This window comes from Bdellovibrionales bacterium, from assembly GCA_041662785.1.
In the GTDB taxonomy this organism is placed as follows: Bacteria; Pseudomonadota; Alphaproteobacteria; order UBA9219; family UBA9219; genus UBA8914.
Genome location: JBAZRW010000008.1, coordinates 1 through 12,214, shown reverse-complemented (window position 1 = coordinate 12,214; position 12,214 = coordinate 1). Strand labels below are relative to the sequence as shown.

Genomic DNA, 12,214 nt, shown 5'->3' with positions numbered 1-12,214 from the left:
GAATCCCGTTTTTTTGGGAAATAATTTTGTCTAACTATAAAGCATAATACGCCAAAGAGAAAAGGGGCAAAAGAAAAGGATGTTGCCCCGAAAGACAACATCCTTTTTCTTTTTTTCGCTTTTTAGAGAATTCAGCCAGCCGTCAACGTTTCTGACGATTTGACACTACGCTTGATTATTGTTCTGCGTGCGAGGTTGCTATAAGACAAAGCGGCCGCGACTGGTTTATGAATCGTTGCCAAAAGCAAAAGACGCGGATCTTTTTTATCTAAAACAAACCCCTTCTCTTTCTTCAAGTCCCTGACGATAGAATCACAGGCACGATCAATGCAACTCAGTTTCTCGTCCACCACGGAACGTAGTTCGTCAAAACCGTCCTGAAATCCGATTTTTTGAAACCTCTTTTCGGAAAAATAAACAGATGCCTCGCCTTTTTCAATAAGCTCGGTCAAAGAGTCCATCATATGCAATAAAGGTTTAACGGCTTCATCTTCTTGAATTTTCTCCATCATCGCCAAACGGTGATCAAGAATAAAATCATAAGCTTCTTGTGCGTTTGTACGTTCTCCACCACAAACATTGTCCCACGTTTCTTTTATCTCCATAATCTCACTGAGATATTCCACTGCACTCACAGGATTAAAGAATTCTGGTTCACCCAATTCCTCCTGAGGAATCATCTCCGATCCCTCCTGAAAAACCGATATAGCAAATTGGGTTGGCGAAGTGTCCATAAGACACAAATTTTTAAAAGCCACTTCATCTAGCTCCAACGTCATAAGATATTCCTTTCAATGATCGTGCGTTTGATAACTCTTCATACCACCACATTTCCGATAGATATAGTTTCATATGTCCACACTATGAAAGAGCTTATATTTCGCTATCGATACAAAGTGAGGCAAATAGGCAATAATTGCCCACTTTCTTAATAAAATTTTTACTTTTGCAGGGTTAAGCCTTGTTAACCTTAAAAAAAGCAAGTACCCAATCTGGGCACGATCTTCCATCGTGATTCTACGTTTTTTCGCTCAAGGAGTCGCCTCGACGTGAACGCCTTTATCCAGACCTTACGTAATCTTGGCCCCATGCGATTGGGAGCCATCGCGCTTGTCGCATTTAGCCTTCTTGGCTTTTTTGGCTTTATCACCTCACGCATTTCCTCCTCACCCATGGCGCTCCTTTATACGGAACTGGATACACAGGACGCTGGCGCCATTTCTCAAAAACTAGACGCGATGAAGATCCCCTACGAAGTGGCCCCCAATGGCGGCGTGATCCGCGTCCCAGGCGAGCAAGTCGGCAAGATCCGCATGATGATGGCCGCCGAAGGCCTGCCCAAGGGCGGCTCGATTGGTTATGAGATTTTTGACCAAAAAGAAGGCTTTGGCACGACAAGCTTTGTGCAGAACATCAATCATCTGCGGGCGTTGGAAGGCGAGTTGGCGCGTACCATCAGCACCATGGGATCCATCCAAAGCGCGCGCGTTCATCTGGTTCTTCCTCAACGTGAACTTTTTAGCCACGGCACGCAAACCGCCACCGCCAGCGTCTTTTTGAAAACACGCGGCGGCGCGGCTTTAGCGCGGGAACAAATATCGTCTATCCAACACCTTATCGCGGCCGCCGTGCCTCAACTACAACCCAACCAGATTTCTATCGTGGATGATAAGGGAAACCTGCTGGCGCGGCCTTCGGATAATTCGGCAGGCACAGGAACAGGATCGGACAATCAGGACGAGATGCGCTCTCACTTTGAGCAAGCACAAGCGCGTAAGATTGAGGATCTTTTGTCACAGACTCTTGGCTTTGGTAAAGTGCGCGCCCAAGTCTCTGCCGATCTTGACTTCGACCGCATCACGACAAGCTCGGAAATCTTTGATCCGGAAAGTCAGGTCGTTCGCTCGCAGCAAAGTACAACCGAAGATTCCAGCGCTTCCGATGGGGGCTCGGGCAGCGTGTCCGTCACCAACAACATGCCCGGAGGCCAAGCGGCAGGCGGCGGTGAAGGCGCGAACAAGACAAACCGCGCCGAAGAAACCATCAACTATGAGATTAACAAAACCGTTCGTTCACAAGTGCGTGAAACAGGACAAGTTAAACGCTTGTCCGTCGCTGTCGTCGTCGACGGCAATACAACCACGGCAGCCGACGGGAAAAAATCCTATCAACCCCGCACCACAGAAGAGCTTGACCAGATTAAGGCGTTGGTGCGCTCTGCCGTCAATTTTGACGCGACACGCGGCGATACGGTTGAGGTCGCCAATATGCCTTTCGTCCAAGCAGAAGGGGGAGAAACGGATGCTGCCTCTTCCGATCTGATCATGGGGATGCCCAAACTGGACTTGCTACGCATAGCCGAAACCTTGCTTCTTGCCTTTATCGGCTTGATGGTTGTTTTGCTGGTCGTTCGCCCTATCCTCAAACGCCTCTTTGAGTCAGCCGGTAATTTGGGCGGAGACAACCGCTATCTAGCGTCGAACAGCGGGGCGACGGCTCAACTCGCCCCCCCCTCGCAAGGTTCCTTTACCCAAAGCCTTCAAGACGAAGGACAAGAGGATAGCGAGATTGAGAAAATGATCGATATTTCTCGCGTTGAAGGCCGCGTCAAAGCGTCCTCGCTCAGAAAGGTCGGGGAAATTGTGGACAAGCATCCGGAAGAGGCCGTGTCCATTTTGCGTAACTGGATTTATCAAGAAAGCCGCTAAGGAACCTAAAAGATGGCAGGCGTTCGCGTTCGTGAAGATGTAAGAAGCCTTTCCGGTTCGGAAAAGGCCGCTATTTTGATCCTCTCCTTGGGGGAAGACTACGCCGCGCGCGTTTTCTCTCACATGAATGATGAGGAAATAAAAGAGCTTTCCCAAGTCATGGCCAATCTTGGCAATGTCAGCTCTAGCCTTGTGGAAAAACTCTTTGTCGAGTTCGTCGAACAAATGTCGTCAACAGGGTCTTTGGTCGGCACGTTTGAATCCACGGAACGCCTTTTGATGAAGGTTTTGGATAAAGGGCGCGTCGATAACATCATGGAGGATATTCGCGGCCCTGCGGGACGCACCATGTGGGATAAACTGGCCAACGTGAATGAGCTTGTCTTGGCCAACTTTTTGAAAAACGAATACCCGCAAACGGTCGCCGTGGTCGTCTCTAAAATCAAACCCGATCATGCGGCGCGAGTCCTCTCGCAACTGCCGGAAAGCTTTGCGATGGAAGTCGTGATGCGTATGCTGCGCATGGAGTCGGTGCAAAAGGACGTGCTTGACGATATTGAGCGCACGCTTCGCAATGAGTTTATGAGCAATCTGGCCCGTACCAACCGCCGCGATCCGCACGAAGCGATGGCCGAGATTTTTAACAACCTTGACCGCGCGAGTGAATCAAAATTTATTACCTCGTTGGAAGAGAGAAACCGCGACTCCGCCGAGAAAATCAAAAGCTTGATGTTCACCTTTGAAGATCTGCTTAAACTGGACAGCAAAGCCATTCAAAGCGTTATGCGCACTGTCGATAAAAGCAAGCTTCCCATCGCGCTTAAGGGTGCTTCGGAAGCGCTTAAGGACCTTTTCTTTTCCAACATGTCCGAACGCGCAGGCAAGCTGGTCAAAGAAGATATTGCTGCTCTGGGCCCCACGCGCCTGCGCGATGTCGAGGAAGCGCAAACAAGCATTGTCACGGCGGCCAAGGATCTGGCGGCACGTGGCGAAATTACAATCGCCAAGGACAACGGCGAGGATGAACTGGTCTACTAAAAAGGATACAGAAGAAGTCGATGTCAACACAAACAGCAGAAGCGGCCAGCACCCAAGTGCGCAAATACCTTTTCGACCTTACCTTCGATAATGAAGCGGGCTGCTGTGCGCCTGAACGACAAAAAACAAAGCAGACTTTCTCTCAAGAACAGTTGGAAGCCGCCCAGAAGGGAGCCTATGAAAAAGGCTTTAGCGAGGGGCAAAAAACGATGGCCGAAGACCAGCAGCAATATATGAACACGCTGCTTTCCAAAATCGACCAAAACACCAGCCATTTGATTACCGAAAGCCTTGGCGAGTGGCAGCGCCAACTGGCCCAGTTACAGGAAATCGCGCTTGTCATCGCCCGCAAAATTATGCCTACCTTTGTCGCCCGCCATGGGCTGGAGGAGGTCGAGTCCATTGTTGCCAAAATCGTCACGGAAATGAGCCACGAACCTCGTTTGGTTTTCCGCGTCAACGAAGCCCAGTTTGACGATGCCAAAACACGCATTAACGCCATTGCGGAAAGCGCAGCGTATGCTGGTAAGCTTGTTATTCTTGGCGATCCGGATCTTGGTCCATCCGAATGCCGCGTCGAATGGGCAGATGGCGGCATTGAGCGCGACATCAGAGCGCTGTGGCAAGATATTGACCGCGTGATGGACGAGGTTCAAACACTTGAACCCGCCTCGCTTGAAACGACAACAGAGACCGCGCCCCCACCAATACAAGCAGAACGGCCGCCCGTTGAGACGGCCCCCACCGCTATACAAGAAAAAAGTGAGCAAGAAGCGCTCCCCCCACAACCCCAACAGCCTGACCTTGGAGAACAGAAATGACCGATGAAAGCTTGACCCTCTCTGAATTAGAGCCTTCCGCCGGTGAAGCTCCCAAGGATGGCGCGATGGCGACCATTACCGATCTGGAAGCCGTTTACGGCATTCCTGTCGAAGTCGCCGCCGTTTTGGGCAAAGCCACCATGCCTGTCAGCAGCCTTTTAAAACTGGGGCGCGGCGCGGTGATCGAGCTGGACCGCAAAGTTGGCGAAGCCATCGATATCTATGTCAACAATCGCCTTGTCGCACGCGGCGAGGTTGTTGTGGTCGAAGACCGCCTTGGGATCACGATGACGGAAATCATCAAGGCAGAACGCACGTCATAATTTTCAACAACGGTAGGACGCCATGAGACTTTTGATCGTAGGCCATTTACAAGGACATATATCAACCGCCGGACGCCTCGCCAGTCAGCGCGGCGCGAAGGTTTCGCATATCGAAAGCGTCGATGGCGCTTTGAACGCTTTGCGAAACGGCCAAGGGGCCGACCTTGTCATGTGCGATGTTGAGATGGAGATTGGCCGTCTGATCGAAAGTTTGCGATCAGAGCGGATCAACGTCCCCGTCGTCGCTTGCGGCATTGGCACGGACGCAGGCGCAGCCGTCAGGGCCATTCGCGCTGGCGCAAAAGAATACATTCCCCTTCCCCCCGATGCCGAGCTAATCGCCGCCGTCTTGCAAGCCGTGGCCGAAGAAGACGCGACCTTTATCGCGCAAGATCCCATCATGACGCCCATCCTTGAGATGGCGGAACGCATCGCGGCCAGCGATGCTTCGGTTTTTATTACGGGTGAATCCGGTACGGGCAAAGAAGTGATGGCGCGTTTTGTCCATCGCAAAAGTCGCCGCGCCAATGCCAACTTCGTGTCCCTGAACTGCGCCGCGATTCCTGAAAACCTTCTGGAATCCGAATTGTTCGGCCATGAAAAAGGCGCGTTTACGGGCGCGGTCGCGCGGCGCATCGGCAAGTTTGAAGAAGCGAACGGCGGCACGCTCCTTCTTGATGAAATCAGCGAGATGGATTTGCGCCTGCAAGCCAAACTGCTCCGCGCCATTCAAGAGCGCGAGATTGACCGCGTCGGCGGCTCCTCCCCTGTCAAGATTGACATTCGCCTGATCGCGACCTCTAACCGCAACCTCGAGGACGAAGTCCGCGCCAAACGTTTTCGCGAAGACCTTTACTATCGCCTAAACGTCGTGAACGTGCCTATGCCCGCCCTGCGCGACCGCCCTTCCGATATTGCGCCGCTGGCCTCCTACTTCGCCAAAAAGTACGCAACGGCCAATGGCCTTCCCAACCGTGAGCTATCGGAGGGCGCTTTGGGACGGCTGCAAGCCCATTTGTGGCGTGGCAATGTGCGCGAGTTGGAAAACACGATGCATCGCGCCGTCCTGATGGCGCGCAGTTCGCAAATTGAGCCAGAGGCGATCATGATTGCAGGGCAAGGCCTTGTCCCCGATGTTACGTCTCCGGCCGCGCTGGCCGCGCAAGCCGCCACAGGCAAGATGGCCCCCCCCGCTGCAACCGGTGGCTCACCGTTAGTGGGAAGAACGGTTGCGGACGTTGAGCGCGACCTTATCATCGACACGCTTCAACATTGCCTTGGCAACCGCACGCACGCGGCCAACATCCTTGGCATTTCGATCCGCACGTTACGGAACAAACTAAAGCAATACAGTGAAACGGGAGTCGCCGTACCGCCTGCCATAGGCGAAAACGAACAGGCCGCGACGTAAAGAAAGCCCCCTAGAAACCTATGAGCGAACAAACCAGCACAACGACAGACGCGGCAACCGAGGCCGGATCGCTTGATTTCCTAAACGGACTTTTCAAGCGTGGCGAAGTATGGCTGGCCGCTGGCCTGATGACCATTCTGACGGTTTTGGTTTTGCCCATTCCGCCCTTTGTCGTTGATATTGGCCTGTCGATCTCGATCACCTTCTCCGTCACGATTTTGATGACCGTCCTGTTTATCGGAAAGCCTTTGGACTTCAGTTCCTTTCCGACCGTTCTTCTCCTCTCCACCCTTTTGCGCCTCTCCCTTAATCTTGGCACAACGCGCCTTGTCCTCACCCACGGCAATGAGGGAACAGACGCGGCAGGCCACGTCGTCGGCGCTTTTGCCGATCTTGTCATGGGCGGCGATTTTATTATCGGCGTAATCGTTTTTTCGATCCTGACCATCGTCAACTTTGTCGTGATCACCAAGGGGTCGGGGCGTATTGCCGAGGTCGCCGCGCGTTTTACCTTGGACGCCATGCCCGGTAAGCAAATGGCCATCGATGCCGATTTGTCCTCTGGCCTTATTGACGAAGACTCCGCCCGTAAACGACGCAAAGAGCTAGAAGATGAAGCGGGCTTCTTCGGCTCGATGGACGGTGCGGCCAAGTTCGTGCGCGGTGATGCCATCGCAGGCCTCGTCATCACCTTCATCAATGCCATCGGCGGTATCACCATCGGCACGTTCCGCCACGACATGCCCATTCTTCAGGCCGCCGACACCTATGTTCGCCTAACGATTGGTGACGGCCTTGTGACACAGATTCCTGCGCTGTTGGTTTCCGTTGCGGCGGGTCTTCTTGTTTCCAAAACAACAACCCAAGGCTCCACCGATCAAGCCCTGTTTGCTCAACTTAGCGACTATCCAACGGCGCTTGGGCTAAGTTCCGCGCTAATGGCGGCGCTGGCTCTTGTGCCCGGCATGCCTTTTCTTCCCTTTATTATCTTGTCTGGCATAGCTGGTTTTGGCGCCTATTCAGCAGGACAACGCAACCTGAACAAAGCGGCAATCAAGGCCGCCTCCGTAGCCGCCGCCGCCGCCCCTGCCCCCGTTGCTGAGGATCCCATTGGCCGGACGCTTTCCATCGACATGATCCGCCTTGAGCTTGGTTATGCTCTTCTGGCCCTTATCAACAGCGAAGCGGGACAAAAGTTGACCGATCAGATCAAAGGCCTGCGCCGCCAGATGGCGGGCGATATGGGCTTTATCATGCCGTCCGTCCGCATTCAGGATAATTTGCAGCTTCCCCCCAACACCTATGTTTTACGCATCAAGGAGATTGAGGCGGGACGCGGTGAGCTGCGTCCCGGAATGCTGCTGATCATGGATCCCAAAGGCTCCCCCATTACGCTGCCGGGAGAAAACACGATGGAGCCGACCTTTGGCCTTCCCGCCATGTGGGTCGATGCGACGTACCGTGAGGAAGCTCTGTTCAAAGGCTACACTGTCGTTGATCCGCCGACGGTGATCACCACGCACCTGACAGAAATCATCAAGGACAATATGTCCGAGCTTCTCTCCTACACCGAGACTCAAAAACTTCTGGACGAAATGAGCAAGGAACAGCAAAAGCTCATCGCTGACGTCATCCCCAGCCAAGTGACCATCAGCGGCCTTCAACGCGTTTTGCAAAATCTGCTGGCCGAGCGCATCTCTATTCGCGATTTACCATCCATCCTTGAGGGCATCGCCGAGGCCTCTGGCCTGACGCGCAATCTAGCGCTGATTTCCGAGCATGTGCGCTCGCGCCTCGCCCGCCAAATCTCCAGCGCGAATACGAACGAGATGGGCTATATTCCCCTCCTCACCCTCTCGCCGGAGTGGGAGCAAACCTTTATCGAATCGCTGACGGGCGACGGGGACGACAAACGCCTTGCGATGCCGCCCACCAAGCTGCACCAGTTTATTCAGGCTGTCCGCCAAGCCTATGACAAACATGCCATGATGGGAGAATCGCCGATCCTTTTGACAAGCCCCACTATTCGCCCGTATGTTCGCTCTATTATGGAGCGGTTCCGTCCCTCGACGGTGATCGTTTCGCAAAATGAAATCTATGCCAAGGCCAAAATCAAGACGCTAGGACAAGTTTAAATGAGACTTAAATCCTTTTATGGCACGACCATGACCGAGGCTATGCGCCTTGTTCGTGAGACGCTGGGCGATAACGCGATCATTGTGGCGACCCGCGATGATGAAGGCGGTGGCGTGCGCGTCACAGCCGCCATTGACGATCCCGTGTTGCAGGAAAACACGGTTGCATCAACCCTTGCGGCACAAACTATTGATTCTGAATCCATCGAGACCATTGCCGAGGCCATGATCGCGCATAATGTGCCGTCCGTTCTCGCCGAGAAAATCGTGGCAACAGCGACGCAGTACGCCAACGATGATCCTTTACTTTCGATTGGTGCGGCTTTTGATACGCATTTTCACTATGCCTCCCTTTACGATGAAAAGGAAAACAAGCCGCTTGTCCTAATTGGCCCCCCCGGAGCAGGAAAGACTTTGTGCGCGGCCAAGATGGCAACCTTGCTTACTCTGGCGAAAAAGAAGCTTGCCGTTATCAGCACCGACACCGAACGCGCAGGTGGCATGGCTCAGCTGGGCGCTTTTACACGTCTTCTTGAAACAGACTTGATGGAAATCGAAGACGCCCACGCTTTGCGCGATGCGATTGCCATGCAAAAAGCGGATACGGCCATCATCGTAGACACGGCAGGATGCAATCCGTTTTCCGAGGTGGGCAAACAAAACCTGACGGCCATCATCAAGGCCACGGGCGCAAGCCCTGTCCTCGTCCTCCCTGCTGATCTGGACGCTTTTGAAGCCGCCGAAATGGCCAAAGTTTTTTCCGCGATGGGGGCCAAAAGCCTGCTCCCCACGCGCCTTGATATGACACGCCGCCTTGGCGGCATGCTGGGCGTCGCGCATGAAACGCGCCTTCCCCTATGCGCCTTTAGCGCGTCGTCCAAAGTCACGGACGCGCCGCAGCCCCTTAATCCCGTATCCTTGGCACGGTTGATCTTGGCCACACCGCAAGAATCCGCTGCCAAAGCCCGCCTTTCTTCATAGGAGAAGACATCCATGACCGATCCTATCCCCCTTATGCCAAAACCCGTCGCACAAGCGCCCTTTACCGCGCTGCGCTGTCCCAACATGCTAGCGATTGCCAGCGGCAAAGGCGGCGTCGGCAAAACGTGGTTTTCGATCACGCTGTGCCATACGTTGGCAAAGCAGGGGAAACGCGTTCTTCTGTTCGATGGCGATTTGGGTTTGGCGAACGTTGATATTCAACTGGGCCTCGCCCCCGAAAAAGATTTGGGCCACGTTGTCGAAAACAAACTGCCGATGGCACAGGCGATCACGCGCTATGACGAAGGCGGCTTTGACATTCTGGCGGGACGCTCTGGCTCTGGCACTATGGCCACGCTCTCCACCGAAAAAATAAACGCCATGCGCGGCGAGCTGATCGCGCTGGCGCAAAACTATGACTACGTCTTTGTTGATCTGGGCGCGGGCGTGGATCGCGCCGTCCGCCAGATGGCGGGGCCTGCCGCGCAAACCTATGTCGTCATCACGGATGAGCCAACCTCGCTCACCGATGCCTATGCGTTTATCAAGCTTTCCCGCGCCGCAAACCCACAGGCGGAAATGAAAATTGTGATCAATCTGGCCGCAACGCCCTATGAGGGGCGCAGAACCTATGACACGATTTGCAAAGTGTCTGAAACGTTCCTTGGCTATACGCCGCCGATGGCGGGCGTCATTCGCCGCGACAGCAAGGTGCGCGATGCCATTCGGGCGCAAACGCCGCTTATGACACGCTCACCGAATTGCGAGGCGGCGCAAGACGTCGGCGTTATCGCCGCGCAACTCTTGTCGGACTAAGGGCGCATGGGCGGGCCATCCTTCCCTTCCCTGCCGCCCTCTTTTTTGATGCCTTTGCCTACGCTTGCGTCACCTTCTTTGGCGCTGGCCGCACAGGTCACGCAAGTGCCGCCGGATTTGGCGCAGCTGAATGCGCCGCTGACCATCAACGGCACGATCCTCTCTCTTTTCGAAAACGGCAACCTGACGGTGAAAACCGATCAAGGGATTGTCGAGTTGGCCTTGCTAAAAACGCAGACCGAGACGCTGAAGCTTGTTCAGGATTTTGTCACCTCAGCGACACAAGACCCAACGCAGCCCCAAAAATCCGTTGAGCTTGTCCTTCAAGCCGGAAGCCCGACAAAGCAAGCCATGCTGATTTTGCCGCAAGGCGAGACACAAAAGACTGCGTCCAAAGCGGAAGCCACTCTTCAACCCCAAGCCATCGCAAAAACAGAAGCGCCATTTCAAAAAGGCCAGACGCTTACCGTGACCGTTTTGCCCGATGAGATTGACCGCGACTCGATAGCCGTTAAAAGCAAGACGGCATCGCAGGCGACTTTCACCGCCAAAACGGCTGAACAGCCACAGGCTCCTCACGCAGGCGAACACGCAGCGAGCGGCAACATCGATAAAACCGCCAAGGCCATGATGCCGCACGCGTCGGAAGAAAGCGTCACGCCACCAACAATGGCGGGATCAACCGCAAAGGGGGCGGCGCATTCTCTTGCCCCGCAAACGCTGCGCCTGCGGATCGATCAGGTTATCACGCCGGATGAGCCGTGGCCGCACGATATCCGCCCTGAACAAATCAAGGCGACGATTATCAGCAAGAGCCACAGCGGCCACGCTTTGATCGAAAGCGAAGGCAAAACCATCTTCGTTCACAATGCCGGAGGTCTGCCAGCAGGTACAAAAATCGTAGCCACGCGGCAAGCGGGGGGCGCTTCTGGCACGACACCGCTGCCTTTTTCTCAAGAACAAGACTTTACGCCCATGCGCGAGTTTGTCTCGGCGCTTATTCAAACTGACCTGCCAGCAGCGGCGCACTTTATCCAAACGCGCCTACCCAGCCCCACGCATCACTTGGCAGGGACGGCCATGTTTCTGTTATCCGTTTTGCAAAGCGGCAAGATTGATGAATGGCTGGGCGAACCTTTGATCGTCAAGATGGAAAGAGCAGGCAAGAAACAGGCAACCAGCGATCTAATGAAAGCCATGGAGGAGCCGAGCCTTTCACCCGTGCGCGACGCACAAGTCGGCGAGTGGCGCGCCTATCCCCTCCCCTTGCATCACGGGACGGCGTTTGAAATGCTGCGCCTTTATGTTCATCATGACGCGCAACATGGCAGGCGCGACGAGGTTTCAGCCATTCAAGACAAGCGCACGCGCTTTGTAATCACGATGAACATGTCCAACCTTGGCTCTCTTCAACTGGACGGGCTTTCGCAACATAAAAAGCTGGATTTGGTGATCCGCAGTGAAGCGCCCCTGCCGGACTCGCTCACGCGGGAACTTCGCGATACGACCGTCAAAACGTTGGAGGCCACGGGTCTGATTGGCTCGATCCTTTTTCAAACGGGACGGCAAAACTGGGTGGTGTTTCAAAGCGCCGAGCAAAAGGAATGGGTGACTTAATACTCGATGCCCCCCATCGTCATCCCAGAAAACTTTCTCTTCGTCGTAGCGAAGCAAGACGAAAGAAAGTTGATCTGGGATCCAGTCGCTCTTGCCATCCTCACCACAGTTCGTTCATCGCCCAGTCCCCTAGGTCCCGCATCACGCGTCTGACGCTATCGCGTCATCCGCTGCCTGCCCCGCGAAGCCCGAAGGGCGTAGAGGGGTGCGGGATGACGTAGAGAGAGTGAGAAAAAATGACGAGTGATACCAACAAGCGAATGAAGTGACTCGTAGAGAAAAAATAAACGGGATGCCCGCTTTCGCGGGCATGACGGTGTTTTTTATGGCGATACTCCCCTTTAGCGTCATCCCCGCGAAAGCG

10 protein-coding genes are annotated in these 12,214 nt (G+C 54.2%); 9 read left to right on the top strand and 1 reads right to left on the bottom strand.

Annotated features, from left to right (window positions below; all coding sequences use genetic code 11):
* Positions 1–131: 131 nt before the first annotated feature.
* Positions 132–779: a hypothetical protein gene (locus tag WC612_06540; GenBank protein ID MFA6280431.1), complete on the bottom strand. Its 648-nt coding sequence runs from the start codon at positions 777–779 to the stop codon at positions 132–134.
* Positions 780–1,049: 270 nt separating this feature from the next.
* Here WC612_06540 and fliF point away from each other — a divergent pair, with 270 nt between their 5' ends.
* The 9 genes from fliF to WC612_06495 are packed head-to-tail and all read left to right on the top strand — an operon-like array spanning position 1,050 to position 11,850.
* Positions 1,050–2,708, top strand: coding sequence for a flagellar basal-body MS-ring/collar protein FliF (gene fliF, locus WC612_06535; protein ID MFA6280430.1), 1,659 nt, complete (start codon positions 1,050–1,052; stop codon positions 2,706–2,708).
* A gap of 12 nt (positions 2,709–2,720) precedes the next feature.
* Positions 2,721–3,746, top strand: coding sequence for a flagellar motor switch protein FliG (gene fliG, locus WC612_06530; protein ID MFA6280429.1), 1,026 nt, complete (start codon positions 2,721–2,723; stop codon positions 3,744–3,746).
* Positions 3,747–3,766: 20 nt separating this feature from the next.
* Positions 3,767–4,567 (top strand): FliH/SctL family protein, encoded by an 801-nt coding sequence (locus tag WC612_06525; GenBank protein ID MFA6280428.1) that lies wholly within the window; start codon positions 3,767–3,769, stop codon positions 4,565–4,567.
* Positions 4,564–4,890: a flagellar motor switch protein FliN gene (gene fliN / locus WC612_06520; protein MFA6280427.1), complete on the top strand. Its 327-nt coding sequence runs from the start codon at positions 4,564–4,566 to the stop codon at positions 4,888–4,890. Before WC612_06525 ends, fliN begins: the two co-directional genes overlap by 4 nt.
* 22 nt (positions 4,891–4,912) lie before the next feature.
* Positions 4,913–6,301: a sigma-54 dependent transcriptional regulator gene (locus WC612_06515; GenBank protein MFA6280426.1), complete on the top strand. Its 1,389-nt coding sequence runs from the start codon at positions 4,913–4,915 to the stop codon at positions 6,299–6,301.
* Between the two features lie 20 nt (positions 6,302–6,321).
* Entirely contained in the window at positions 6,322–8,436 is a 2,115-nt protein-coding gene (flhA, locus tag WC612_06510) for a flagellar biosynthesis protein FlhA (GenBank protein MFA6280425.1), read from the top strand.
* Positions 8,437–9,417: a hypothetical protein gene (locus WC612_06505; GenBank protein MFA6280424.1), complete on the top strand. Its 981-nt coding sequence runs from the start codon at positions 8,437–8,439 to the stop codon at positions 9,415–9,417. It abuts the gene before it with no gap.
* 12 nt (positions 9,418–9,429) lie between these two features.
* Positions 9,430–10,233 (top strand): MinD/ParA family protein, encoded by an 804-nt coding sequence (locus WC612_06500; GenBank protein ID MFA6280423.1) that lies wholly within the window; start codon positions 9,430–9,432, stop codon positions 10,231–10,233.
* Between the two features lie 6 nt (positions 10,234–10,239).
* On the top strand, positions 10,240–11,850 hold the full coding sequence (locus tag WC612_06495; GenBank protein ID MFA6280422.1) for a hypothetical protein: 1,611 nt from the start codon (positions 10,240–10,242) through the stop codon (positions 11,848–11,850).
* Positions 11,851–12,214: the final 364 nt, after the last annotated feature.

Coding starts and splice junctions, on each gene's coding strand:
- WC612_06495 (MFA6280422.1), top strand. CDS start 10,240: ATGGGCGGGCCATCCTTCCCTTCCCTGCCGCCCTCTTTTTTGATGCCT.
- WC612_06525 (MFA6280428.1), top strand. CDS start 3,767: ATGTCAACACAAACAGCAGAAGCGGCCAGCACCCAAGTGCGCAAATAC.
- WC612_06505 (MFA6280424.1), top strand. CDS start 8,437: ATGAGACTTAAATCCTTTTATGGCACGACCATGACCGAGGCTATGCGC.
- fliN (MFA6280427.1), top strand. CDS start 4,564: ATGACCGATGAAAGCTTGACCCTCTCTGAATTAGAGCCTTCCGCCGGT.
- WC612_06540 (MFA6280431.1), bottom strand. CDS start 779: ATGACGTTGGAGCTAGATGAAGTGGCTTTTAAAAATTTGTGTCTTATG.
- WC612_06500 (MFA6280423.1), top strand. CDS start 9,430: ATGACCGATCCTATCCCCCTTATGCCAAAACCCGTCGCACAAGCGCCC.
- fliG (MFA6280429.1), top strand. CDS start 2,721: ATGGCAGGCGTTCGCGTTCGTGAAGATGTAAGAAGCCTTTCCGGTTCG.
- WC612_06515 (MFA6280426.1), top strand. CDS start 4,913: ATGAGACTTTTGATCGTAGGCCATTTACAAGGACATATATCAACCGCC.
- flhA (MFA6280425.1), top strand. CDS start 6,322: ATGAGCGAACAAACCAGCACAACGACAGACGCGGCAACCGAGGCCGGA.